Origin of the sequence: Ktedonosporobacter rubrisoli, assembly GCF_004208415.1 — a bacterium.
Lineage (GTDB): Bacteria > Chloroflexota > Ktedonobacteria > Ktedonobacterales > Ktedonobacteraceae > Ktedonosporobacter > Ktedonosporobacter rubrisoli.
This window is the reverse complement of sequence record NZ_CP035758.1, coordinates 5,235,992-5,260,285: the sequence shown is the minus strand read 5'-3', so window position 1 is coordinate 5,260,285 and position 24,294 is coordinate 5,235,992. Positions and strand designations below refer to the sequence as shown.

The 24,294-nt window shown below is 51.1% G+C and carries 20 protein-coding genes; 10 read left to right on the top strand and 10 right to left on the bottom strand.

The annotated features are described in order from the left end of the window. Positions 1-129: 129 nt before the first annotated feature. Positions 130-1,917: a thiamine pyrophosphate-requiring protein gene (locus EPA93_RS22955; protein ID WP_129889743.1), complete on the bottom strand. Its 1,788-nt coding sequence runs from the start codon at positions 1,915-1,917 to the stop codon at positions 130-132. A gap of 556 nt (positions 1,918-2,473) precedes the next feature. On the opposite strand from EPA93_RS22955, the gene EPA93_RS22950 reads away from it, so the two are divergent. The 4 genes from EPA93_RS22950 to EPA93_RS22935 are packed head-to-tail and all read left to right on the top strand — an operon-like array spanning position 2,474 to position 7,388. Further along, positions 2,474-4,348 (top strand): glycoside hydrolase family 15 protein, encoded by a 1,875-nt coding sequence (locus EPA93_RS22950; RefSeq protein WP_129889742.1) that lies wholly within the window; start codon positions 2,474-2,476, stop codon positions 4,346-4,348. Positions 4,349-4,394: 46 nt separating this feature from the next. Continuing rightward, positions 4,395-5,150 carry an SRPBCC family protein gene (locus EPA93_RS22945; protein ID WP_165423336.1) on the top strand — a complete coding sequence of 252 codons (756 nt, stop codon included), beginning with the start codon at positions 4,395-4,397 and terminating at the stop codon, positions 5,148-5,150. 7 nt (positions 5,151-5,157) lie between these two features. After that, a complete protein-coding gene (locus EPA93_RS22940) occupies positions 5,158-6,327 on the top strand; it encodes a zinc-dependent alcohol dehydrogenase (RefSeq protein ID WP_129889740.1) in 1,170 nt (389 codons plus the stop codon). Positions 6,328-6,344: 17 nt separating this feature from the next. Continuing rightward, the gene (locus EPA93_RS22935) at positions 6,345-7,388 is read left to right on the top strand and encodes an SDR family NAD(P)-dependent oxidoreductase (RefSeq protein ID WP_129889739.1); all 1,044 of its coding nucleotides are present in this window, start codon (positions 6,345-6,347) and stop codon (positions 7,386-7,388) included. A 66-nt stretch (positions 7,389-7,454) separates the two neighbouring features. Here the strand turns inward: EPA93_RS22935 and EPA93_RS22930 are convergent, their stop codons facing one another. Continuing rightward, positions 7,455-9,218 (bottom strand): peptide ABC transporter substrate-binding protein, encoded by a 1,764-nt coding sequence (locus tag EPA93_RS22930; protein ID WP_129889738.1) that lies wholly within the window; start codon positions 9,216-9,218, stop codon positions 7,455-7,457. Positions 9,219-9,819: 601 nt separating this feature from the next. On the opposite strand from EPA93_RS22930, the gene EPA93_RS22925 reads away from it, so the two are divergent. From EPA93_RS22925 to EPA93_RS22915, 3 genes are read left to right on the top strand one after another with little or no spacing between them, the layout of a single operon-like run. Further along, positions 9,820-11,523, top strand: a complete 1,704-nt coding sequence (locus tag EPA93_RS22925; protein ID WP_165423335.1) for an APC family permease — start codon at positions 9,820-9,822, stop codon at positions 11,521-11,523. After that, positions 11,520-11,708, top strand: a complete 189-nt coding sequence (locus EPA93_RS22920) for a hypothetical protein (protein ID WP_129889737.1) — start codon at positions 11,520-11,522, stop codon at positions 11,706-11,708. The genes EPA93_RS22925 and EPA93_RS22920 overlap by 4 nt, the downstream gene beginning before the upstream one ends. Before the next feature lie 21 nt (positions 11,709-11,729). Then, positions 11,730-12,416, top strand: coding sequence for a universal stress protein (locus EPA93_RS22915; RefSeq protein WP_129889736.1), 687 nt, complete (start codon positions 11,730-11,732; stop codon positions 12,414-12,416). Between the two features lie 49 nt (positions 12,417-12,465). Here EPA93_RS22915 and EPA93_RS22910 read toward each other — a convergent pair whose 3' ends face one another. Both EPA93_RS22910 and EPA93_RS22905 read right to left on the bottom strand, forming a co-directional pair. Continuing rightward, a complete protein-coding gene (locus tag EPA93_RS22910; protein ID WP_129889735.1) occupies positions 12,466-13,008 on the bottom strand; it encodes a helix-turn-helix domain-containing protein in 543 nt (180 codons plus the stop codon). A 225-nt stretch (positions 13,009-13,233) separates the two neighbouring features. Then, a complete protein-coding gene (locus EPA93_RS22905; RefSeq protein ID WP_129889734.1) occupies positions 13,234-13,782 on the bottom strand; it encodes a helix-turn-helix domain-containing protein in 549 nt (182 codons plus the stop codon). Between the two features lie 152 nt (positions 13,783-13,934). Between EPA93_RS22905 and EPA93_RS22900 the strand changes: the two genes are divergently transcribed. Beyond that, positions 13,935-15,050, top strand: a complete 1,116-nt coding sequence (locus EPA93_RS22900; RefSeq protein ID WP_129889733.1) for a class I SAM-dependent methyltransferase — start codon at positions 13,935-13,937, stop codon at positions 15,048-15,050. 170 nt (positions 15,051-15,220) lie between these two features. Here EPA93_RS22900 and EPA93_RS22895 read toward each other — a convergent pair whose 3' ends face one another. Continuing rightward, a complete protein-coding gene (locus tag EPA93_RS22895; RefSeq protein WP_129889732.1) occupies positions 15,221-16,567 on the bottom strand; it encodes an ABC transporter substrate-binding protein in 1,347 nt (448 codons plus the stop codon). A gap of 365 nt (positions 16,568-16,932) precedes the next feature. Between EPA93_RS22895 and EPA93_RS22890 the strand changes: the two genes are divergently transcribed. Next, positions 16,933-17,550, top strand: coding sequence for a TetR/AcrR family transcriptional regulator (locus tag EPA93_RS22890; protein WP_129889731.1), 618 nt, complete (start codon positions 16,933-16,935; stop codon positions 17,548-17,550). A gap of 51 nt (positions 17,551-17,601) precedes the next feature. Continuing rightward, entirely contained in the window at positions 17,602-18,366 is a 765-nt protein-coding gene (locus EPA93_RS22885) for an MBL fold metallo-hydrolase (RefSeq protein WP_129889730.1), read from the top strand. Between the two features lie 253 nt (positions 18,367-18,619). On the opposite strand, the gene EPA93_RS22880 is transcribed toward EPA93_RS22885, so the two are convergent. The 5 genes from EPA93_RS22880 to EPA93_RS22860 form a co-directional block, all read right to left on the bottom strand. Continuing rightward, positions 18,620-19,291 (bottom strand): phosphoribosyltransferase, encoded by a 672-nt coding sequence (locus EPA93_RS22880; protein ID WP_129889729.1) that lies wholly within the window; start codon positions 19,289-19,291, stop codon positions 18,620-18,622. Between the two features lie 224 nt (positions 19,292-19,515). Continuing rightward, positions 19,516-20,181 (bottom strand): dienelactone hydrolase family protein, encoded by a 666-nt coding sequence (locus tag EPA93_RS22875; protein ID WP_129889728.1) that lies wholly within the window; start codon positions 20,179-20,181, stop codon positions 19,516-19,518. A 106-nt stretch (positions 20,182-20,287) separates the two neighbouring features. Beyond that, positions 20,288-21,631: an erythromycin esterase family protein gene (locus tag EPA93_RS22870; protein WP_129889727.1), complete on the bottom strand. Its 1,344-nt coding sequence runs from the start codon at positions 21,629-21,631 to the stop codon at positions 20,288-20,290. 144 nt (positions 21,632-21,775) lie between these two features. Continuing rightward, positions 21,776-23,038 (bottom strand): MgtC/SapB family protein, encoded by a 1,263-nt coding sequence (locus EPA93_RS22865; RefSeq protein ID WP_129889726.1) that lies wholly within the window; start codon positions 23,036-23,038, stop codon positions 21,776-21,778. Between the two features lie 277 nt (positions 23,039-23,315). Further along, positions 23,316-23,768, bottom strand: coding sequence for a hypothetical protein (locus tag EPA93_RS22860; protein ID WP_129889725.1), 453 nt, complete (start codon positions 23,766-23,768; stop codon positions 23,316-23,318). Between the last annotated feature and the right edge of the window lie 526 nt (positions 23,769-24,294).

The window sequence follows — 24,294 nt, the reverse complement described above, 5'->3', positions numbered from 1 at the left end:
CCACCGCGTACATTGCCATTCTGTATATGGGTCTGCGCTGTTTCGTTCAGGACTGCTAAACGCTTCACTGCGTCTCTCCTCTTGACTAAAGAACAAGCGATAGTTAAGCCTTAACGTTGTGTGCGCAGGTTAGCTCTTATGCAAGACTCCGCCGACCATGCTCTTCACCGACTGCTTAATGATGCCGCCCTCTTCCGGATCGCCCTTCAGCACAGTCGAAGCGAAGGCTTTAGCCTGCTCAAAGGTGATATGTGGCGGCAGGGTTTGCACATTGGGATCGGTGTAGACATTCATTACCACCGGGCGATTGGCCCTCAAAGCTTCATCGAGCGCCCGCCCCAGGTCTTCGGGCTTATTTACGCGGATGCCCATCAGCCCAATCGATTCGGCAAAGGTATCGAAGGGGAAATCTGGGATTCGTTGCGTCATAGGTAGCTCGGGGTTGCCCTCTTCGATTCGCATCTCCCAACTTACCTGGTTAAGATCCTGATTATTATAGACAATGAAGATGAGGCGCGGGTCGCTCCATTCTTTCCAATATTTGGCCACCGTGATAAAGCCATTGAGGCCCAGCATCTGCACTGCGCCATCACCGGTTAAGGAAACTACCGGGCGGTCGGGATGCGTGAATTTGGCTGCCATGGCGTAGGGGACGCCTGCTGCCATCGAGGCAAGGTTACCGGAGAGCGAGCCCATCATCGTACCGCGCATCTTAATCATGCGCCCATACCAGTTAGCCGTTGTGCCAGAGTCAGCCGTAACGATAGCATTGTCGGGCAAGCGCGGCGAAAGCTCCCAGGCTACCAGTCCTGGATTGATCGGATTGGCGCTCTGCTTGGCCCGCGATTCTTCGGTTTGCCACCAGTCGCGAATGTTGGCTTCGATCTTCTCGCGCCAGGAGCGATCAGTCTTACGGCGCAGCAAGGGGATGAGTGCGCGTAAAGACTGCTTGCTATCTCCAATCAGGGCCAGTTCCATGGGATAGCGCAGGCTTAGCATGCGTCCATCGATATCAATCTGGATGCCACGGGCCTGGCCTTCCTTGGGGAGGAACTCGGAGTAGGGGAAACTGGTACCGACCATAAGGAGCGTGTCGCAGTCCATCATCATATCCCAACTCGGTTTTGTCCCCAACAAGCCGATCGTGCCGGTCACAAAGGGCAGTGTATCAGCTAAAGCGTCCTTGCCCAGCAGCGCCTTGGCGACTCCACAGCCCAGCAGGTCCGCTACCTCGCTTACTTCTTCGGCCGCATGCCTGGCCCCGGACCCAATTAGCATTGATACTTTTTTCCCGTCATTGAGAATGTCCGCAGCCTTTTGGAGATCATCTTTGGCCGGGATGATATAGGGCGCAAAGTAGCCTGTGCCGGTATGGACCGTGTTATGTTTGTGAGGAGGCTTCTCTACGGCGTCAAGGTCCTGGACATCTTTTGGAATGATAATGCAGGTAACTGTGCGTTCGGTAATAGCAATGCGTAGCGCTCTATCGATGACCTGGCGGGCCTGGACGGCCTCTGTGATAGTCTGCACATACTCGCCTGCCACATCCTTGAAGAGACTGGGCAAGTCAACCTCTTGCTGATAGTTGCCGCCCAGCGCGGAGCGGGCGGATTGACCTACAATTGCCACGACTGGTTGATGATCCATCTTTGCATCGTAGAGCCCATTCATAAGGTGGATCGCGCCAGGCCCTGAGGTGGCCATGCAGACGCCAACTTCTTGCGTAAACTTTGCATGCGCGCTGGCCATAAAGGCAGCCATCTCTTCATGGCGTACCTGTACAAAATGGAAGAGATCCTGATGGCGCTCTAGAGCTCCGAGGATACCATTTATGCCGTCACCGGGAAAGCCATAAATACGCTTGACGCCCCATGCTGAAAGTCGTTGTAAAATGAAATCGCTGACCTGTGTGCTCATTTGATCCCAACTTTCTTTTGTGTTAAATGCCTCTGCGAAGAGCTGGCGGAAGGTGTAGTCTGAGATGTGCCATCTCGTGAAGAAAAAACCACACTTCCTGCTACCAGTTTCGCCCATCTATGACGTGATTTTTGTATAGTTAGCCTTGGCGTCTATGCAAGCTGACCCGGCAAGTCTGCCCGGTAGCTTTGCCTCTTTTCCCATGTTCGTTACTGAGAAGCAGAGAGATGCACATAGGGCGAGCCAGCAGAGCTAATCTGCTTGCCTGCGAGCGTTGCCGGAATTTTGACCCCTTTTTTGAGAGCAGGTTTGCGGCAGCGTGTCTCCGTTTCGTAACACGTTGTTCCGTTATAAGAGGTTACATGGATCTCTAATGTAGAGGTAATTATATTGTGTAGTAGAAGAGCATAAGATCAATTGGGTTATAAATGGTAAGTTAAGAGAAACTTTCTGCTGCTTTGTGAACGTGTCTAAGCCAAAGAACACACTGCGATTATGGCTTCAAACTGTATTGAGGGTATTGTTGCCCTTTAGCATGACAATAAAGGCAAGTTCTATGAACAAGAAAAGATCTCAATGCTCATCTGCCTATTTGCCGATTGAGGACTATGCGATTATTGGCGAGCTTCATACTGTGGCTCTGGTGGGGAAGAATGGTTCGATTGACTGGTGCTGCCTGCCACGCTTTGATGCTCCTAGCGTCTTTGGCGCCCTGCTCGATGCTGGCAAGGGAGGCTTTTTTCGCATCGCGCCGTCTAATATGGAGGAGGTAGACTGCAAGCAGATGTATCTGCCCGAGACAAATGTCCTTCTGACACGCTTCCTCTCGAATGAAGGCGTAGGCGAGATAACTGACTATATGCCTGTCATGGAGGAGAAAGAGGCAAATCAACAAGTGCTTATTCGCTCTCTATCGATAGTTCATGGCTCCCTCGCTTTTACCATGACCTGCAGACCAGCTTTTAACTATGCGCGCGATGACCATCGCGTTGAGCTGATGCAGGAGGGGGCAATCTTTGCTAGCGACAAAATGGCCTTGAGTCTGTCTTCGTCGGTTCCTCTTAAGCAGGATGGGCGGGGCGGCGTGCAGGCCCACTTTACGCTTAATGCCGGGCAATCTCTCCATTTTGTGCTGGCTTGCACTGATAAGCATGCCCATAAGCCCAGGACTCTTAGCGATAACGATTTTCAGTCTGTCTTCCACGATACGCTTCACTATTGGCAGAACTGGCTCTCTCAGTGCAAGTATCAGGGACGCTGGCGCGAAATGGTGCAGCGCTCTGCTCTTGTCCTCAAGCTCTTGACCTATGCGCCAACGGGTGCCATTGTGGCAGCGGCGACTACCAGCTTGCCGGAGACGCTTGGTGGTGCTCGTAACTGGGATTATCGCTATACCTGGCTACGCGATGCCTCTTTCTCGCTCTATAGCCTGCTGACGCTAGGCTTTACGACTGAAGCCGAGGCGTTTATGCAATGGCTGGATAATCGCTGTCACGAGCTCAAGGAAGGTGGCTCGCTGCAGCCTATGTATACCATTGATGGCAAGCACGATTTGCAAGAGGTGCCTCTGGATCATCTCGAAGGCTATTGCCAAAGCAAGCCGGTTCGCATCGGCAATGGAGCTTATAAGCAATTGCAGCTAGGGATGTATGGGGAAATGATGGATGCAATCTACATTTATAACCACTATGATGCAATCTCCTACGATCTCTGGAAGCAAGTTCTTCGTTTGCTTGATTGGCTGAGCGAGCATTGGCAGGAGCCTGATGAGAGTATGTGGGAGGTGCGTGGCGGTCCTAAGCCCTTTGTGAACTCAAGGATGATGAGTTGGGTGGCCTTTGATCGCGGCTTGCGCATAGCGCGCCATCGTGGTTGGCCCGCTCCTGAGGACAAATGGTCCAAATTGCGCGCCCAGATCTACGAGCAGGTTATGGACAAAGGTTGGAGCGAGAAGTGCCAGAGCTTTGTGCAGTATTATGGGAGCGATGCAGTTGATGCCAGCGCCCTTTTGATGATGATTACGCACTTCACGGGCTCAAAAGAGCCGCGGACGCTTGCCACGATGAAGCGTATTCGCCAGGAATTGGCAAGCGGCGCTCTTGTACGTCGCTATATTCCGCAAGAAGCTGCAAACGATGGCCTGGGGAGTGTCGAGGGAACCTTCGGTGCCTGTAGCTTCTGGCTGGTCGAAAATCTAGCTCTGGCCGGTCGTCTGGATGATGCCCGCCTGGTACTGGAAAAGCTCTTATCCTACTCCAATCATGTTGGCCTCTATGCTGAGGAGATCAGCCCGACCGGCGATGCTCTTGGCAATTTCCCACAAGCCTTTACCCATCTTGCCCTGATTACTGCTTGTGTGACGATGGATGATGCGCTCAAAGTCCATAAAGATCGTCCCAGGAGCAGCAAGCGAGCCATAAGAAATGCATAGAGAAGATAAAAAGATGTAGTGCTGAGAGATAAAGGGGGATATGAAGATGACATTGCTGCAGACCAGCGGTACGACAAGACAGAACCTCGCTGCCATGCAGACACCAGCTGTGCGTACGCTCTCAACAATCAATGTTGGCAAGATTGAGCGCAGGCTCTCCTTGCTAGGTGGAGGCCTGTTTGTTGCTCTAGGCCTGGCGCGTCGCGGCTGGTCCGGGGCTGCTCTGACCATGCTTGGCGCTGGTGGCATCTATCGAGGCGCAACGGGCCATAGCTTTACGTATCAGGCCCTGGGGATTAGTACGGCCAGTACCATACCCATACAGGCTGCCTCCGAAAGAGTTGTGACTATCCAGCGCTCGCCAGCGGAGCTCTATCGCTTCTGGAGCGAGGTGGCAAACTGGCCAGCCTTTATGCGCCAGGTGCAGACGGTCAAGAAAATTGGCGATAACCATCTTCATTTCGTGGCCAAGGCCAGCTTTAATACACATTACGAGTGGGATGGCGAGATCACAGCAATGCAGGAGAATTGCTTGATTGCCTGGCGCGAGATGAAGAAGCCAGGCATTATCAATACGTATAGCGTGCACTTTACGCCTGCTCCGGCGGGACGCGGGACCGAGGTCAGCGTCAGAGAGGAGTATTATCTGCCTGTGACGCCAGCTGGCGCCTCCAGTATGTTACTGGGTCGTCTATTCCTTGGGGCGCGTATCATGGATGATCTGCGCCGTTGCAAAGCTTTGCTGGAGGCTAGCGAGATTCCCACGACAGAGGGGCAAGCCTCGGGACGTAGAAAGGAATGAGTGGCTTATGAAAGCATTGTGCTGGTATGGTACGCATGATGTGCGCGTAGAGAACGTGCCCGATCCTCAAATTCTCAATCCGCGTGACGCCATTGTGAAGATTTCCTCGACGGCGATCTGTGGCTCTGACCTGCATCTCTATGATGGCTATATCCCTACGATGCGTAAGGGCGATATTCTTGGTCACGAGTTTATGGGCGAAGTGGTAGATATCGGGAGCCAGGTAAAGCATGTGCGCAAGGGGGATCGTGTTGTGGTGCCCTTTGCTATTGCCTGCGGGCAGTGTTTTTATTGTCGCAAAGGCTTATGGGCCCTCTGCGATAACTCGAATCCCAATGCCTGGATGGCCGAGGGCCTCTATGGTTTTTCGGCAGCGGGGCTCTACGGCTATTCGCACCTCTATGGTGGCTATGCAGGCGGTCAGGCCGAGTTCGCGCGTGTGCCCTTTGCCGATGTTGGTCTGCTTAAGATTCCCGATACTATCGAGGACGAGAAGGTGCTCTTCCTCTCTGATATCTTACCTACGGCCTATATGGCCGCCGAGAACTGTGATATCCAGCCCGGCGATTGTATTGCCATCTGGGGCTGCGGCCCAGTTGGTCAGCTGGCCATTAAATGTGCCTACCTGCTGGGAGCTGAGCGCGTAATCGCTATTGATAATGTGCCTGAGCGCTTGCGCCTGGCCGAGAGTGCAGGCCAGGCCGAGACAATCAACGGCTCTGAGGCCGATGTCGTAGAGGAACTGAAACAGCGTACCGGTGGACGCGGGCCCGATGCCTGTATCGATGCCGTGGGTCTGGAAGCGCATGGCAGAACTGTCTATGATACGCTGGAAAAGGCCAAACAAGCGGTGCATCTTGCCACCGATCGCCCGGCAGCGCTTCGTGAGGCTATTCAAGCCTGTCGCAAGGGTGGAACCGTCTCGATTCCTGGCGTCTACGGCGGCTATCTTGATAAATTCCCGATGGGAGCGGCTTTTGCCAAGGGCCTGACGCTGCGTATGGGGCAGACGCATGTGCAAAGATATTTGCACCCACTCCTGGAGCGTATCATGCGCGCCGAGATCGATTCTTCTTTTATTATCTCGCACCGCTTGCGTTTAGATGACGCACCCGAGGCCTATCGAACCTTCAAACATAAAGAAGATGGTTGTATTAAGGTTGTGCTTACACCATAAGATTAGGGAGAAATGCCATGAAACGCAAAGGAGGCTGGCTTCCTCTTGCTGCTGCCGGACTGGGACTTTTCATCGCCGCTCGCCAGTACGTACGTAGACGCAAAGAGCTTGAGCTAACTGGCAAGGTTGTGCTTATCACCGGCGGATCGCGTGGTCTGGGCCTGGCTCTGGCAGAAGAGTTCGCGCGTCGCGGTTGTCGGCTTATTCTGTGCGCGCGCAACGAAGCAGAGCTGGAGCAAGCGCGCGAGAAGCTTGCTAAGTTGGGGGCTGAAGTTGTTGTGCTTCCTTGCGATGTCTCAAGGCGCGAGCAGGTGCAGGATCTGGTACGGCAGGCTTTAGAGCTCTTTGGACGCATCGATGTGCTTGTCAATAATGCCGGGATTATTACGGTTGGCCCGCTACAGGTACAGACTATCGCGGATTTTGAGGAAGCGCTCTCAATCATGTTCTGGGGAACTGTCTATACGACTATGGAGGTGTTGCCTGCGATGCAGGAGCGCCAGAGCGGGCATATTGTGAATATTACCTCGATTGGCGGGAAAGCCAGCGTGCCGCATCTGCTTCCCTATAGTAGCGCCAAGTTTGCCCAGCTTGGTTTCTCCGAAGGTTTGCAGGCGGAGGTTGCGCGCGATGGCATTCATGTCCTGACGGTTGTACCCGGACTTATGCGCACCGGTTCACATGTTAATGCGCTCTTTAAGGGCAAGCATAAGGTCGAGTATACGATGTTTAGCCTGCTCGATACCTTGCCATTTACTTCGATCAGTGCCAGGCGGGCGGCGTATCTGATCGTGCGCGCGACCTGCAAAGGCCAGACTGAATTGATTATTAGCTGGCAGGCGCTTTTGCTGGCCGCCTTCCATGGTCTCTTCCCGGGCCTGACCGTAGGTATTCTGGGGAAGGTTGCAGCTTTGTTGCCGCGCACGAGCGGAAGCTCGGACGAAGAGGAGCGCAAACCGGGTAAAGAGAGCTCTTCAGCGCTCTCATCCTCGTTTCTCACAACGTTGGGTCAACAGGCGGCCCGCGAATACAATCAGCAGGGCACAGCCGTATCAGGCTAGCTGCTACTCTGCGCCCTGCTGAGGTGCGCACGCTGTAAGCCAGGGAGCGTGCGCACTTTTACCCACTTATTGGTATGTAGATGTGTTAGTACAGGGGGTAGCTGTCGAGATATAGATGCGACCCCAATCGTTGGGCGAGAATGCTGCGTCGTTGAAGTTGTCGGGCAGGCCTACCAGGCAGGGCTTATAGACAATCGAAGACTCAAGCTGGTAGAGTGGCAGCCAGGCTACGTCATTGACAAGTTGCTGCTCAACCTGGTTATACTGTTGCATGCGCTCGCTGGGATTGGCATTGCCATCTGCCTTTTCCATCAATTGCTGCATCGCCGCTTGTTGAGCCGCCTGTGGTGAGCTATTCTGGCCATAATTCTCGTAGTTGTTGGGCGAACCTTTGTCAAACTGGAGCGTTAACCAGTTCTGGGGATCGGGATAGTCAGCTCCCCAGTCAAAGCGCCAGAAAGAAAGCCCTTTAGGATTATTAGTAGTCGCTGCGGTATCGGAAAGCAATTTGTTCCATTCGATATCGTTGATGATAACCTTGATACCTAATGAGCTTTGCCACATTTGCTGAACAACGGCAATTTCATCGCGGAAATCTGCCCGACCACGGCTGGCAACGGTCACCGTAACAGGAGGCAGAGAAGACACGCTCATGCCCTCTTCCTTTAACCCTTCTTCGAGCAACTGTTTAGCTTTTGCTGGATTGCCTTTGGTCGATGTTGTGCCATCGGGTCCGGTCAGATTAGAATTATAGCCAGGCATGCCCTGCGGCACGATGTGGTTGGTAGGAATAACCGTATCTTTGTAGACATTATGCGCGATCTGATCTTTGTTCAGAGCAAGCGCAAAGGCCTGACGTACCTTGATGTTATCGAAGGGCTTGACCAGGTAGTTCATGGCATAGTAGTAGATGCCGTTCTGCGGTACCTGGTGATACTGCTTGTTGGGAAGCGCTCTTGCGCCATCGACCTGCGAGGGTGGCACTATTGCAGCACTGATACGTCCGACCTGATAATCTTTATAAGCCGTGTCAGAACTGGCATAGAAAGGCATGACCAGCTTCTTCAGCTGCGGCTTTGGCCCAAAGTAATTGGTGTTGGGCGTGAACTCGATATACTGCGAGTGAATGTACTTGGAGACCTTCCAGGGGCCAGCTCCGCCACCTTCGTTAAGATGATCGGTGAATTTGCTATCGCCATACTTATCGATAAGGCTCTTTTCCACTGTATAGGCACAGGCAAAGGTCAGGGTGTCCAGAAAATAGATAGCGGGCTGGGTTGTGGTCAGGATGACTGTCTGAGGATCGGGTATCTTGATGCTATCTCCAATGAGTGTTGGGATCTTGCCGGCGTAGCGCTTATCGCCATCTTTGAGCAAGGCCAAATAGATCGGCGAGGTACTCGATTTGAGCTCAGGCTTAAAGGCCCGATCAAGGCTGTAGGCAATATCCGCTGAGGTCAGAGGAGCGCCATCGCTAAACTTCAGGTTAGGGCGCAGCTTAAAGGTCCAGGTTACTCCGTCAGCGGCAACACTGTAGGATTGGGCCAGCTGAGGCTCGACCGCAAGCTTATCGTTAAGTGAGACCAGGCCTGTGAAGATAAGCTCTGCTGGCCAGACAGAAGCCGAATCGGTGCCAATGGCAGGGTCCAGGGTCTGGGCGTCGGCAACGCCTTCCAGCGGAATAACGGCAATTTGCTGATTCTCCGGAGCTTTACCAGGCCCGGTCGTTGCTGTCGTCGTGTTAGAGCCACCACAGGCGGCTAACAAAACTGAGAGCAAACAAAAAAAGATTGGCGCAAGCTTATGTATTGCTGATTTGTTGGATTTCACGCGGTTCTCCTGCTTTGGTGTGGGCGACAAAACGCCTTTACTAGAGGAATCGCCATTTTTAGCAGTAATAGGGGGTTAAAAATGGCTTTTGTAAAAAACTCCTTTCGGTTATTTATATATAAGGCAAGACAATATGAGCCTTTGCTATTAAAAATGAGAGCAAACGCTCAAATCTACCTTAAGGATAGTCTCTATATTGCCTTATCCATAATAGTCATGTCAAGTTTAAGCACATTCCCATCATTGGCCTGCTCAAATATGAAATAAAATGCTCATCATAGAGCTAATTCGATCAAGTTTCGAAAAAAGCCATAAAATTCTCTATCTGCTTCTATAACAAATTTCTGCGGAGAAAAAGCTGAGCATGCTGTAAAGCAATGTTTTAGGAGCACAATTTAGTGCTTCATAAAATGGAGTAATCAAGCATGGAACCATAGGCTTTGAGTATTCATATGGTATATTGACTGATTTTTTGAGAGTTTATTGAGCCATCTGCCAATTTTATTTAGCACTTTTTGAGGCCTATTAGCGCTTTATTGGTATACCATTGATATACACTACCGGTAATACAATTTAGTACCTCATATCTGGAGGCTATTCAATGGCTGGCCAAATAAAAGCTGATATAACAGGCATACAGCAAACTGCTGAAGGTATGTTGCAGACCAATCATCACAGCTTACGGCGTGCGGTCGGAGTTTGGGGCTCATATACCTGGGGCTATGCTGATGTGGGAGCTGATGTCTATGTCGCGCTCGGTATCGTCATGGCAGCCGCCCAAGGCGCCACAAATGTAGCCTTTCTTTTTGCAGGGCTAGTGTATGTGATGGTTGGTCTTGCCTATACAGAGCTGGCGGCAGCATATCCTATGGCGGGCGGTGGTCAGTTCTATGTGTTGCGAGGGCTTGGCGATTTCTGGGGCTTTGTCGCTGGTTGGGCTGTATTATTAGATTTTACCATTGATATAGCTTTATTTGCCCTGGCATCGGCAGGCTATATCAATTTCTTTTTCCCTGTGTTGAATACACGGATAAATATAGCAATACTGGGCCTGAGTTTTCCTGGTGTGCAGCCAATTTTGATCTTAGAGGCGACAATTTTTGTAGTGCTGCTCACCCTCCTGAATATTGTGGGAGTGCGTGAATCTTCGCGCTTCAATGAGATTCTTGGGGCATTGGACGTGGTTAGTGAATCGGCCATCCTGTTTTTTGGTTTTTTGTTTGCCTTCAATCCAACATTGCTTGTGCACCAGATGGTCACGCAGTGGCCTGATCCCTATCACCTGGCCTATGGAGCTTCGTTGGCTATTATCTCTTTTGTCGGCCTGGAATCGATAAGCCAGGCCAGCCAGGAGACGATTCGTCCGGGCAAGGTAGTGCCACGCACTTCAATTGCGCTTATCCTCACCGTGCTGATCTATGCGCTCGCCTTCTCTAACCTTAGCCTTGCCATGTTGCCCTGGCAGAGCTTTGCTATGCATAACGGCGATCCTGTGGCCTGGTTAGCCAGTCATATTCCTATTTTAGGTCTGGTTGCTGGTCCATATGTAGCGCTCTTAGGGGCAACCCTAGTCCTGATCTCATCCAATGCTGGCGTGTTTGGTGCCTCACGTATTACTTATTCAATGGCCCGCTTTGAACTATTGCCATCCTGGTTTGCGAAAGTTCACCCGCGTTTCCGCACGCCCGTACGCACTTTAGTTGTGTTTTCTGGCTTTGCGCTCTTAGAGCTGTGGCTGGCTGGTCTCTCGCCCAATGCCTATGATGTGCTTGGCAATATGTACGCCTTTGGCGCTGCCACAGCCTATATGCTGGTCTTTGTTTCTTTGCTCGTCTTGCGCTTTACTGATCCCTGGACGCCGCGCCCGTTCAAGGTGCCGCTGAATATTCGCATCCGGGGGAAAGATGGAGAGATTCGTCTTTTACCAATTATAGGAGTTATGGGCTTTCTGGGAATTAGCAGCATCGTCGTGCTTGTGGTGCTCACCCATGCTATCGGACGTATTGCTGGGCCGGCCTGGATTCTTCTCGGTCTGCTCATTTTTATCTGGCATCGTCGGCGTAGAAAGCTTCCCGTGTACAAATCGGTTAAGCGTAACTGGGAAAAGGAACAATTGCATGTGTATGAGGATGCTGGCGAATATGACCTGGCCGATGAATTGCGCGAGAATCTTGCGCGCAAGCGTCGTTTGCACGGGGAAACGAATAAAGAAAGTGCCCTGCCCGCTGGTACGCGTGTCGTGGATGTACCCTTGCCCGGCGGTGCTAACGGTGGTCGGCGTAAACATAAAGGAGATCTAGAATGAAGGGCTCCCGAACTCTGCGCGAACGCTATCGGGCGCTGATCAGTATACTGATTATCCCGCTTGGCCTGATTATCGTTGTGCGGGCGTCTCTGGCTGGCCTGCAAGCCTGGTCGCTTATTCTGTTAGGTCTGGCTTTTGTTGTTCTGGGCATCGTCCGTTTGCGCGCTTATCTATATCTCAAGTAGTTAGCGTTGTGAAGAAAGCGAGTGAAAGTCGTGCTGAGCACGCTTACTGGAGCCGTGGCTACTAATCCTTTACAGGTCACTGTTGAAGGTATTGTGATCGCCCTGGTCTTTATTAGCTCTATTGGAGGCGTATTGGGCTGGATGTTAAGGGTGCCACGCGATGGAGAGCGCAAGCATGCTGCTGCCAGGGTTGTGCGCTCTGTGAATAAACAGACGCGAATTCTGGTTCCTATCTTGCGCAGTAGCGAAGTTACAGACCGCATTGTGGTGATAGCTTCGCAAATGGCCCATTATCGCGAAGGTATTGTGGATTTGCTTGCCGTTATAGAGGTTCCGTTTACCTTGCCTCTTGATGCGCATGTTGAGCAAGATAAGCGACGAGCTTTGGAAGATTTGGAGCGAGCTGAGGCCCTGGCCTTGCATGGCGGACCAAAGAGCAATGCAAGGGTGCGCAAGCGTATATTGAAAGCGCGTCAGGCTGGCGTTGCAATTGTTCATGATGCTGAGGAGCAGGCGGCGGATCTTATTCTGCTAGCTAATGAAACTGTTCATGCGCATAGGGGTTCTCAGAATATAGATGCAGTCGTCGAGTATGTGATGAAAAATGCGCCTTGTGAGGTAATGGTCTTTAGCCCGAACCGCTCTAGAGCTGAAATAGCTTTTGAAAATACAGAACAGTCTGATGCCACAAGCGGTGTTGTTACTTAGCTTCTGAACTTTTTACTGAACTAGTTGGCAAGTTCTGCTAAGCAGGGTATCAGGTGTAGAGCAGGCCTTTTTTGTGCTGATAGCGAGCGGTCTGCCAATCCAGCACGTCATCAAGTTCAGCGCGAAAGGCGGCAAGTTCGCGCTCCTGCTGGGCGGGCTCAGGCAGCTCGCTATCTTTCCAGATGAGCCAGATGCTCAGCAGATCGCTTGTCGTGCTATCTTCGAGGATGTAGCGCGCAATCGAGCCGGTAAAGATGTGGCGTTCCGTTCGGCGGATTTCCTGCAACTTCTCTTCTAGCCGGCCCTGCTGACCTGGGCGGATCTGCACATCTATTGCTAGCACGCGCAACTGGCTACCGCTACGATAGATGTTCCAGCGGGGCGTTTTTTCGCGTGGACGCCCGGCAGCTTTGAGCTCCAGATTTTCGACAGCTTCTTTGGGGATAAGATAATCTCTGCCACCAGGCTTGAACGCCAGTAAGCGCCCATCTTCGACATATTTATAAAGCCTCTTCACAGAGATACCAAGCATTTCGGCTGCCTGTTTTACCGAAACAAACTTGGAGAGGTCAGAAACGTCTTTATCGGTCATAAGAGCAGTTTAATTTTGTCTATAATTTCTTGTATACATCACCTTTTATTCTAAAAATATTGAAAATTAGAGAATAAGATGCTATAATTCTAATCGGAACCTCGAAGAGATTTCTAAAGAAGGTAGATTGTGAAGTGTAGTAGAGAAGGGAAAATTAGCCTGCCTCAATCTCCGTTTGCGTCCAACGAAGATAGTAGGATTAAAGATAAGGATGGTAATAAGCTATCAGGTGTAGAGCAGGCCTTTTTTGTGCTGATAGCGGGCGGTCTGCCAATCCAGCACATCGTCAAGTTCGGCGCGAAAGGCGGCAAGTTCGCGCTCCTGCTGGGCAGGTTCGGGCAGCTCGCTATCTTTCCAGACAAGCCAGATGCTCACTAGATCGCTTGTGGCGCTATCTTCGAGGATGTAGCGAGCAATCGAGCCGGTGAAGATATGGCGTTCAGCCTGACGGATGGATTGTAGCTTTTCCGCAAGCCGGGTTTGCTGGCCGGGTCGCACACGAACCTCGATCTCTGTTGCCAGGACCAGGCTCTCACCGCGATATACCCGCCAGCTTACTTTTCTTTTGCGCGGGCGCCCGGTCAGGTGTGGTTTGAACTCGCGAACCGATTGTTCTGATACTAAAATGATTGAGCCAGCTCGGTACGCCTCTAGCCGCTGCTCTGTGATGTATTGATGGATTCTTTGTTGTGTCACTCCCAGGATGTTTGCCGCCTGTTGCGTTGAGATGAAGCCGGGCATCTCGGGAATTTCCCAATCTTCGATATTAGCCATAGGGTAAACTATAGGGCTAACAAGTCTTTTATGTAAGATTTGTAATCATAAAGACTTGATAAAAATCTTTAAGCAAGTTACAATTCTAATCGGAACCTCGAAAAGTTTTTTGATGCGGTCGTTTGTGAAGTGAGAGAAGGGAAAAACTACGCATGACTCAATCTCTGTTTGCGCCCAACGAAGATAGTAGTGATAAGATCTCGAAGCCAGGCGGGAGCATTCAGGGCTCCCAACAAATATCTGCTCGTCCGAAAGATGGGCATATGTGCATATGGAGCTCTTCTGACCGAGATCCGCAGCCTGCTAGCTCCACAAGTGTCGAGCATGAAATCGTCAGGCTACAGCAGCAGCTTATCGCCCTCATTGCCTGCATTAGCGAGCGGCGTGCTGCTTTATATCGGCAAGCTGCTCCCTGTCGCATGGCTTGGACTAGTGAGTCGAAAGAAGAATATAATTATTCTCTGGGAGAATTGCTTAAAGAGCTGATGCCTCGTCTCATCGACTACTCACCTTTTCGGCGTGTGCTTGACGTAGCTTGTGGAGCAGGTTCCTGGGCGTTGGATATCGCCCGGCGCTACCCAAAGCTCTGGGTGCTAGGTATCGATAACAATGCGGCATATATAGAACGAGCCACAGCCATAGCCTTGAACGAAGGCCTGAGCAATGTCGAGTTCCTGCCCAAGGATATTACCGAGGTGGCTGTTGCCGGTTATGCAAAGCGTCCTTTTGACATGATTCATCTGCAATTTGTGGCCAGCGAGATCACCCCCGCATACTTGCCCACGCTCGTACATACCCTTGCCGAACTATGCAGACAGGGAGGATATATCGTCTGGTCCGAGGTTGAGTTACCTATACCCAACAGCCTGCCTTGTGAACAATTCTGCCAGCTTATCATTGCCGCTTTGCGAGCAGCCGGCCGCTCTTTTTCTCCCGGGCCTGTGCTGGGAATTACACCCCTGATTGGGAGCTGGCTGCATAGCGAGCGATGTTGTATAGAACATGATCTTGCCCATATTATCGATGTCTCGGCAGATGCAGCATTGCGCAAACAGTTTCTTATGCAGGCCAGTGAACTGGGCCAGCAAGTGCGTCCCTTTGTGCTGAACTGTGGAATTGTTAGCTATGAGGAGTATGAGCGGCTTTTTCAGCAGACTCTAAAAGACATTCAGATGCTGACCTTTTGTGGTATCTGTTATGCGCGTACAATCATCGCCAGATGTGAGCGTCCCGAAGATCCGCGTGGGACGCTGGTAAAACCTACTTAGCTACAGGCGGAGCAAGAGGCCTGTTTCCTTTGTATAAATGCCAAAGCCTCTTGCACGCTTGCTGCATATAGAAAGTGTATTCCTCTCTCGGCAATCCGGTTGACGACCTGGTACTGGCTGACGGGAAAAGTTAGCACGCCAGCCAGATCTCAAGATTGCGCTTCAGCAGCTTACTTTGCCACGATAGCTTCGAGCGAGCTTTGCAGGGCTGCCAGGGCATCGGCAGGCTTACTGGCTTTGATGAGTGCTTGATGGATATGCAACTGAAGCGCATCAGTAATATCAGGATAAGCCGGAGAGGCCGGGCGGGAGCGTGCGTTCTGCAGGCTGGCCTTCACCTTGGTCACGAAGGGCATCTTCGCTTGTACCTCGGGATCGTCGGGAATACTCTGTAACGGCGAGAAGTGCGAAGTGTTGATGACGTTATCCTTCTGGACCTGCTCACTCGATAGATATTGGATGAACTTCCAACAAGCATCGGGCGAGGGCGAGAATGCGTTAATCCCAAGCTGCCAGCCGCCGATACAGGAATGCCCGGTGGAGCTTGAGCCGCCATAGGGCATCGCGTGGACATCGAACTTACCGACGATCTGCGAATTTTTAGGGTCGTTGCCCAGGGCATATGCGTTGGGCCAGTTGCGCATAAAGGCAGCATTGCCATTTTGCCAGATCAGACGTCCATCATCTTCCTTATAGGTAGTAACAGCTTTGGGCGAAATCGTATCGAGCCAGCTTACCATCTCGGTTAGCGCCTGAACTGCTTGTGGGCTGTTGATAGTTACCTTCTTTGGATCGTTGGGATCAAGAACTGAGCCACCATAGCCGTAGAGGACCTCGACAAAGTTGCAGACCAACCCTTCGTATTGCGCGCCTTGCCAGACGTAACCAAGCTTTATTTTGGCTGGCGAGACACTTTTGGCCATCGCAGCCAGCTCATCCCAGCTATTGGGCGGTGTGGGTAGCAGATCCTTACGGTAATAGAGTAGGCCAGGCTCGGTAGTAAAAGGCACGGCCCATAGCTTTCCATTATAGGTGCAGCCTTGAAGCGGCCCCGGCAAAAACTTCTGGCGCTCGCTTTGCGGGAGCTGAGACTCGCTAATGGGGACTGTCCAGCCATTGGCTCCAAACTCAGGAGGCCAGATGATATCCATGGATAGTACATCAATTGCATGACTGCGAGCGCGGAGCATATTGGTAAATATTGTCAACAGCTGGCCCGTATCGGCAGGGCCATTTTTGTAGACGACATGGATACCGTTATTCTGCTTATTGAAGTTCTCAGCATATTGCTTGAAGTTATCGCTAGGGTCATGCTGACTTTGCCAGACGATCATCGTGGTATTGCCGTTACCTGCGGTACTATTTGAGGTACCTCCGCAGGCTTCAAGTAGCGAGAGAGCAGCCGCACTGCTCAAGCCGGCAGTGAGGGCACGTTCCAGAAATGTGCGGCGCTTGATACGGCCCGAGCGTATTTTCACGATGGTCTCGTCAAGAAGTTCGCGCTGTTCAAAGATCACATGAGACTCCTTCGTACTCACTAGCGGCTGGTTCCGTTGAAAAACCAGAGCTTTGTACAGGACTATTGCTATGTGCTGGTCGTCAGGTTGTGGGCTCTATTTCTTTAGTTCGGTACGCCTGGCCAGTGATGCTAGAATAGATGGGCGCACGTCTCTCCTTTCGTTGTCTGGGCTTTAGTTGCAAGTTTAGCGCTTGCTTGCAATACATAATAACATATGGAAATATAATTTAAAAGGTAATTACCTATTCTTGCTAAGTATGCTGATCAGCGGGCTATAAATTTGCCTGGGAATTAGCATAAGGCAGGTGAAACATCTGGAGAAATTCCCTTGTCTTTTTCTGCAATATATGCTATCTTGCTTGCATGAGCAAGCAAGATACTACCTCGAAACATTCAGAGGAACCACAGGAGACGAGGAAACGCATCATCTCCGCTGCAGCCAGGGTGCTGGCGGAGAAGGGCTACGATGCGACAACTCTGCGTGAGATCTCACGCGAGGCCGATGCCGCTCCTGGTTTGGTACATTATTATTTTGGCGGCAAAGATCAGTTGCTGGTAGAGGTTCTCAAATCGATGGGTGAACTCCATATGCAGGAGGGCAGGGAACTGCTCAAGAACGTAACGCCAGAGCGGTTTATGGAAGTCGCCTTTGCTCTGTCGGCGACGCGCCTGGCTGAACAACCGGAAGCGTATCGCCTGCGCTATGAACTTTTCTCATTGGGTTTGCACAATGCCAGACTCTCTCCTGGAGTTCGTGATTTGCTCGCTGAGGGACGTGATGTAATTGGTCAAGTGGTTTCATGGGGGCAACAATTAGGCGCCGTTTCCCCATCCGCCAATCGTGATGCATTGGCCTCACTTTTGCTGGCTGTCTTTGATGGGCTGGCCCTGCAAAAAATGATGGACCCTACTGTGGACGTGGATGCGGTGTATCAGCTGCTGGCTCAGATGATTCGTGGCTTGCCTTCAGATGAAAAATGAGATTTTTTTTCGGGCTATTGCTTGTTCAAGCAAGCAAGAAAAGGAGGTTGCATGGCAACCATAACTATTACCCGCGTTGCACATTCCAGTGTTCTTATCGACTTCGATGGCCACCAGGTTCTCACCGATCCCTGGTTTTCGGAGCGCTTTGGCTACTATCATGGCGAACCTTATGGAATCACCTTAGAGAAGCTACCCCGTCTTGCCGGGGTTGTTGTCAGTCACGGACATTACGATCATTATGATATGCAAGCCTTTCAGGCCTATCCTGATAAGCAGGTGCCTATGGCAGTCAAGCGTGGGATTGCGCAGGATGCGCGCAAGGTTGGTTTTACCAATGTGGTTGAGATGGATGCCTGGGAAACCACCAACTTTGGTCCGATCAAGGTGACTGCGGCACCCGGCAAACATGGCGTGCCAGAAATTACCTATCTGCTGCAGGTTGGGGAGGCAACTGTCTACTTTGGGGGAGATACGCTGCTCATTCCCGAACTGAAGGAGATACGCGAGCATTGTCAGAAGATCGACGTTGCGCTGCTTGCCATTAATGGCTTGCGCATTCGACCGGCATTCAATCGTAAAGTTGTAATGGATGCCAACGATGCTGCCGAACTCTGCCGCATCCTCCAGCCTCGCTATGCTGTGCCAATCCACTATACCTTCAAGGGCGGAGCGCTTATGGATAGCCTGTTCTTGAAGTATGCTGGCAAGCCAGAGAAACTCCTGCAGCAATTTGAGCAAGCCACTGCTTCCCTTTCCCCCACCACATCAGTACAAATCCTGGCTCCCGGTGAGCCGTTAACAATCACCGTTTGACGATTATTGCTTGCTTGAGCAAATAACAGTGAAGAGGCGCTTGACACTTAGCGAGGGCTCCATTGTTTAGAGGGGATATTTGTTATCTTTTTGAGACAAGTAGAGTAGGGGCAAGCGCTCTATTACTTGCCCCTACTTGTGGTTTCATCATCAGTCAAGCCCAAGATCTTGTGCTCCTTAATGACCCAGGAGTGTAAGCCTGTGGTGTTGTGATCTTGCAACTCCGTCAGATGAATGGGCGCAAAAGTACAGATCAAGGCTTGAGAGCTGCGCTTGGTTGCTCATGGTTGGCCCGTGCTAACAGATCATGCACATCCTCATCTGAGGTTTGCGAGAAATCTTCGTACCACCAGCCGACCCCGAAGAAAGGATCAGGTGTATTGGCGCAGATGATTTCATCGGCCTCTGTCGAGAGCTCACTGCATGTTGCAGGTGCCGCAACGGGCACAGCTACAATAATGCTTGTAGGTTTCTGCAGGCGGAGAGCTCGTATGGCGGCGCGCATAGTAGCTCCTGTGGCTAGGCCATCATCAATAAGAATGATGTTGTGATGGCGCACTTCTACGCTGGGGCGCCCGTCGCGATAGAGCTGTTCGCGCCGTTCTAGCTCACGTTGTTCTCTTGCTGTAACTGCTTCAATCACATGTCCCGGGATTTGCAACATGCGTATGACTTCCGCGTTGAGCACTCTGACATCGCCGGTCGCTATAGCGCCCATTGCCAGTTCTTCGCGGCCTGGAACGCCAAGTTTGCGCACGATAAAGATGTCAAGCGGAACGTGGAGTACCTTACTTACTTCATACGCGACTGGCACTCCTCCACGCGGCAGGGCCAGAATGAGTGTATCCTGACGCTGGGCGTAGGCAGTAAGTGTTGTTGCAAGTTGTTGCCCGGCCTCGACACGATTGCGGTAGAGTGTTGCCATTGTCTTTCCCTTTTCTTCTGCAAAACTCCTTTGACCGTTTTGGCTCCGTTGGCTATCTATTTTCTGACGGAGGATTGCCGAGCCATATCTTCGCCCCGATCCGCTTGTGGATATCGAGACTTGCCTCTTAGCACACAATGTACGCCGATAGAGTTGACGAAGAAATTTCATATAGCTATCTCTGTCGGGAATAGGATTACTGCCTCACCTCTTTCCGCTTTACCTCAAGCCAGGTATTTGGTAAACCACTGGCTGGCCAGTTGGGCAACCTGTTCCAGCGTACCCGGCTCCTCAAAGAGATGCGTGGCTCCAGGTATCAGGATAAGCTCTTTTTCGCACTGCAGCAGGGAATACGCCATACGGTTCAGCTCGATAACCGCTGTATCGGCCGAGCCAACTAACAGCAAGGTGGGCGCCTTGACTTGGGTGAGGGCAGAGCTGGCAAGATCGGGCCGGCCGCCGCGCGAAACGATAGCCCCGATGAGTAAAGGGTGCAACGTTGAGGCCATTAGCGCTGCCGCGGCACCTGTGCTGGCTCCGAAGTAGCCAATCTTTAACTGATCCGTGGCAGGCTGGGCCGAGAGCCAGTTTGTGGCGCTCACTACGCGCTCACTAAGGAAAGGAATATTGAAGCGTAGCTGGGCGTTCTCAAGGTCCTGGGCCTCCTCTTCAGCGTTGAGTAAGTCCATGAGTAGGGTTGCAAAGCCCGCTTGCTGCAAGGCGCCGGCCACGAATTGGTTACGTGGGCTATGACGGCTGCTGCCGCTGCCATGAGCGAAGAGAATAAGGCCGCGTGGCTTGGGTGGAAGGCTCAGATCACCTTCAAGCGTGACATTATCATTTATTTGTATCTGGCAAGCTCGGGTTTCTCTTGCGGTTGGTGTATTCATAATTACTTGCGCGGCATCCCGGGTAACAAGGGCCGCACCTCCTTTCTAGCCAGTGCGTGGAAGTGAATCCGATGAGATAGCAATCTTGTTTAGCCATCCCATTTCGCTATAAGCCACTGGGGAATGCTTCCTCTTCTCCGGCTACCCATTGGGATGTGCGTTCCAGAGGCTCAAGTGCGTGCGTCCTATCGATATGGATGATGGCATCAAACTGATCCGGCAGGCGCGCATAAAAGTAGTGGCTGCTACGTTCAGTACGTGGCAGGTAGACGACCCCGATTGCGCGCTCAAGGCGTTTCTCGCGCAAATGCTCAATAGCTATGTTCTCGTCGTGTAGATTAAGCATAAAGCGTGGCATGCCTGTAGCGTGGAAGAGTGCTTCATAACTCTCTGGCAGCGCCGGGAGCACATGTTTGTGCTCGGCCGGTTCGTCCCAATCCGAAGCAGCTGTCACGCTCCCCGTATATGTCGTAAAGCCGACGAGAGCCGTCTCTTTTGCATGTCGTTCACGCACAAGTTGTCCTACGTTATATTCGCCTTCCTCTCCCATAGAGGTTGCTCGTGCATCGCCAAGATGCGAGTTATGTTCCCAGATCACTGCCTTTGTCAGATTGCCAGAGCGGTCAAGATGGGCAATCAGCGCGTCGAGCGTCTCGGCCATGTGCTGATCACGCAGGTTCCAGGATGAAGTGCGGCCACTGAACATCGTGCGATAGTAACGCTCTGCGTTGCGCGCCAGGCGTGCGTTCTGCTCTGCATAGAAGAAATCATCTTCGGCGATCCGGCCATCGCGTTTGGCGTATTCGGCAGTATGCTGTTGTAGCTCAAGAAGCTGATTGACCACGGCGTCTTCGCATGATCGCGCGAGATTGAAGCTGGTTGCGTAGCCATAGGCCTGACTATCTTCACCAAAGTGCTCGAAGCAAGCATAGCGGTGGCGCGCTCTTTGCGCGGCCTCCGGATCAACTTTATCGAGATAGGCGATTACGCTCTGCAGTGAGGTATAGAGGCTATAAAGATCGAGGCCATAGAAGCCTGCTTTCTTCTGCTCGGCAGGTAGCGTGCTGTTAAAGGTGCGTAACCACTCGATAAAATCGAGAACATCATGGTTGCGCCACATCCAGAGCGGGAAACGCACGAAGCTGCTCAGGGCTTCTCTACCGTTAGCGTCATCATCCAGGCCGCGCACATAGCGGTTGACACGATAGGCATCAGGCCAGTCAGCCTCGACGGCAACCACGGTAAAGCCTTTTTCCTGTATCAAACGCTGCGTAATTGCTGCACGTTGTTGATAGAACTCGTGAGTTCCGTGGGAGGCCTCTCCAATCAACACAAGGCGTGCGTTACCGATAAGCTCAAGCAAGGGATCATAGTTATCAGTATTACCCTGAAGAGGATGGGCTATATCTTGCAGCTCTTTAAGTAGTATGTTCTGGGTATGTGCTGCCATGCCGCGACCCTCCTATCTCCATGATGCATTCTAGAATAAATCTGCTATCCTCGCGCAATAAAGCTTGTATCTCTGTTTATCATGGTCACGTATAACGCTAGCAGAAAGTTTCTTCTCTCCCGCTGGTATCGTGAGGAGGCAAGACTATGCCCAATGGAAAAGCAGTGTAAGGACCAGGATTGCTATGCCTATAAATATGATAGGTAGAGTATAGAACACCAGTCGCCAGCCGAGCGCTGGCTTGCGTGTAATGACCCAGTAGATCACAATATTTTCTAGAAGTCCTGCGACGGTGGCCAGGAAGATTGCAATAGCAGCCGGCAAGTCCCCAACCTGACCCTTCTGAATTTGCTGACCGACCAGGACTGAAGAAGAGGCCGCGCTGGCCAGGGCTCCGATGACAATTACCGCAAGGAAGCCGATTGCGCCAAATATGCGTTTAGCCAGGCCACTGATGACTGTTAGCGCAAGAAATAGCAGCCCGAATATAAGTACGGAGCGCAAGTCAAGGGGCGATTTGAGTGCGGGCTTTTGCGATGGCTTCGTACTCTTTATGTTCATACGCAGAATGAGCAGCAAGGCCAGGCCACCTGCGGCTAGCATCATTGGAATGAGAATCAGCAGCGTAGGTAGGGCGGGCTTGAGACCTCGCGGGAGAGCAAAAAGCATTACCAGGACCCAGTTGCGCAGAATCATGGCCATATCGGCAAGCAAGATGTTTGTTGGCGCATCTGCTTCCTGGCTCACATCGTTTGTGGTTTCCTGACCAAGCAAAACTGCGGTCGCTGCACTGTTGACCAATCCTCCCAATATTGCACTATAACGTATGCCACGCGTTCCAAAAACCCGCAAAAGGACATAGTTGATAAAATTGAGCCCAGACACAATGATGATGGTTAACCAGATAGTGCGTGGATTGACAAGATTCCAGGGATCGATAGGATGATCAGGTAGTAATGGATAGATGACGGCTGTAATAAAACCTAGCAACAATGTACCTCTGATCTCCTCTATAGTGAGCTTACCGCTAAAAGTGATCAACTCTGTTTTCCAGGAGAGGAGGGCTGTAATAATCAAGGCACAGGTGAAGGCAAGCAGGAAGTTACCCATGCCTATAGTGATGCCAAGTACATTAGTGACAGCCAGAGCTATAGATGTGGTAATCTCCAAATTCTGCTCTTTCAAAAAAGCGTATACATTGATCAGGAGCATGATCAGGAGTACTATAGCAACTTCTGCATAGACCAGCGCTGGTGTGACAAGCCAGGATAATGTCCCGAGCAGGGCAGTCAGGGCAAAGCTTCTAATTCCTGCATCTTTATGTGCCCATTCTCGTTCAAGTCCGATGAGCAGTCCTATACAGGCAGATGCTGCAATTTTTAGTACTAATAATAAAGATGCATCCATGGTATTCCTCTGTTATCTTAATGTGGCTTCGCGCTGCTGCTAACGTGAAATTGACAATCTCTAGAGCCCTCATTATAGATACTCCTGGAGAGGATGAAAAATTGACAATTTTTACTTTCATGGGCTGATTCCTTGAGGAGAAGTCCTATGGAAGACCATTTGATAGCGTGCATGTTTCTAGATTGGATGCTTGCTAGTCCTATTTTAGGATTCCTGATGTGCCCCGACCTCTAAAGAGAAGAGGGATAGATGCTGCTGTTCATTTTTCTTTGGATACTTATGCGTCCCACACATGTTGTGCCCGGTCAACATCAGTTTCCGGAGTGACAAGGATGGGGATACAACAAGTATCAAGAACGATGACAAGCGGACCACAGAGCGGCGTGAGATGCCGGAGGATGAGAAGCACGAGCCGGGCAGATCCTTTGCGAAAACAAAAGTCAACGGGGCTTTCCTCGTTGCCTTCATAGTTGCTCACCCATATCGTGGTATATTCTCCCGACTCTCTCTTGCCGGGTTGACCACATTCAAAGATATCTGCGTCCCAGTGAGTGCTTCCTTTAGAGACTTCGAAACTGAAGCCCTCAAGCTGCTCAAGAATAGAACAAAGCTCACGAATTGTAGGTAGTCGGCTGGTTGCTCCCGGAGGAGGTATAATGCCAAACTCATCAAGCCAGCGGGTAAATGCTTCATCTTCAAGTAATGGAGTTACAACGTAAAAAAATGACATGACTTTTCTCTTTTTTTTGTGTTAAAGCCGGAATATGCACTCGCTTGTGTGCAACAGGCGTATGCGTTCGGTTGAGATCTCTCTTGTTTTGACTTATTCTATCATGCTTTGCATTTCTGTAATTATGCGTATCTATTTATCTGAAGCATTTAGCTGGATTGCCTTGTGAGTGTATAGAGAAGCAGGCCGCCCAGATGGGTAATAGCTTAAGTTCGGGAGCGTGAAGCTGCACTAAGAGCTTTCTTGTAATGTGATGATGTTTGTACTGAGGCCAGGGAGCAATGAGGATCACAGCCCTGTTGCCGGCGCTAATTGTTGTCATTAGTAACTGATATATAGGAAATTGCTAGATTGCTGTTAATGGCAATGGTATTGCCTGGCAATCTCAGAGGGAAAATTAAGGCGGGCTTGTGTTTTAGTTATGTTATAAAAGTTTAACTTCTTGTGATGGAGGATAGACTATAGCTTTGTTCTAGATCATCGATAACTCATAAAATGCGTAATAAAAAAATGAACATCTGTGAAG

What these genes read in the sequence shown, in the direction of transcription:
- EPA93_RS22955 (WP_129889743.1), bottom strand. Translation starts at nt 1,917, where the DNA reads ATGAGCACACAGGTCAGCGATTTCATTTTACAACGACTTTCAGCATGG.
- EPA93_RS22950 (WP_129889742.1), top strand. Translation starts at nt 2,474, where the DNA reads ATGAACAAGAAAAGATCTCAATGCTCATCTGCCTATTTGCCGATTGAG.
- EPA93_RS22945 (WP_165423336.1), top strand. Translation starts at nt 4,395, where the DNA reads ATGACATTGCTGCAGACCAGCGGTACGACAAGACAGAACCTCGCTGCC.
- EPA93_RS22940 (WP_129889740.1), top strand. Translation starts at nt 5,158, where the DNA reads ATGAAAGCATTGTGCTGGTATGGTACGCATGATGTGCGCGTAGAGAAC.
- EPA93_RS22935 (WP_129889739.1), top strand. Translation starts at nt 6,345, where the DNA reads ATGAAACGCAAAGGAGGCTGGCTTCCTCTTGCTGCTGCCGGACTGGGA.
- EPA93_RS22925 (WP_165423335.1), top strand. Translation starts at nt 9,820, where the DNA reads ATGGCTGGCCAAATAAAAGCTGATATAACAGGCATACAGCAAACTGCT.
- EPA93_RS22920 (WP_129889737.1), top strand. Translation starts at nt 11,520, where the DNA reads ATGAAGGGCTCCCGAACTCTGCGCGAACGCTATCGGGCGCTGATCAGT.
- EPA93_RS22910 (WP_129889735.1), bottom strand. Translation starts at nt 13,008, where the DNA reads ATGACCGATAAAGACGTTTCTGACCTCTCCAAGTTTGTTTCGGTAAAA.
- EPA93_RS22905 (WP_129889734.1), bottom strand. Translation starts at nt 13,782, where the DNA reads ATGGCTAATATCGAAGATTGGGAAATTCCCGAGATGCCCGGCTTCATC.
- EPA93_RS22900 (WP_129889733.1), top strand. Translation starts at nt 13,935, where the DNA reads ATGACTCAATCTCTGTTTGCGCCCAACGAAGATAGTAGTGATAAGATC.
- EPA93_RS22890 (WP_129889731.1), top strand. Translation starts at nt 16,933, where the DNA reads ATGAGCAAGCAAGATACTACCTCGAAACATTCAGAGGAACCACAGGAG.
- EPA93_RS22885 (WP_129889730.1), top strand. Translation starts at nt 17,602, where the DNA reads ATGGCAACCATAACTATTACCCGCGTTGCACATTCCAGTGTTCTTATC.
- EPA93_RS22880 (WP_129889729.1), bottom strand. Translation starts at nt 19,291, where the DNA reads ATGGCAACACTCTACCGCAATCGTGTCGAGGCCGGGCAACAACTTGCA.
- EPA93_RS22875 (WP_129889728.1), bottom strand. Translation starts at nt 20,181, where the DNA reads ATGAATACACCAACCGCAAGAGAAACCCGAGCTTGCCAGATACAAATA.
- EPA93_RS22870 (WP_129889727.1), bottom strand. Translation starts at nt 21,631, where the DNA reads ATGGCAGCACATACCCAGAACATACTACTTAAAGAGCTGCAAGATATA.
- EPA93_RS22865 (WP_129889726.1), bottom strand. Translation starts at nt 23,038, where the DNA reads ATGGATGCATCTTTATTATTAGTACTAAAAATTGCAGCATCTGCCTGT.
- EPA93_RS22860 (WP_129889725.1), bottom strand. Translation starts at nt 23,768, where the DNA reads ATGTCATTTTTTTACGTTGTAACTCCATTACTTGAAGATGAAGCATTT.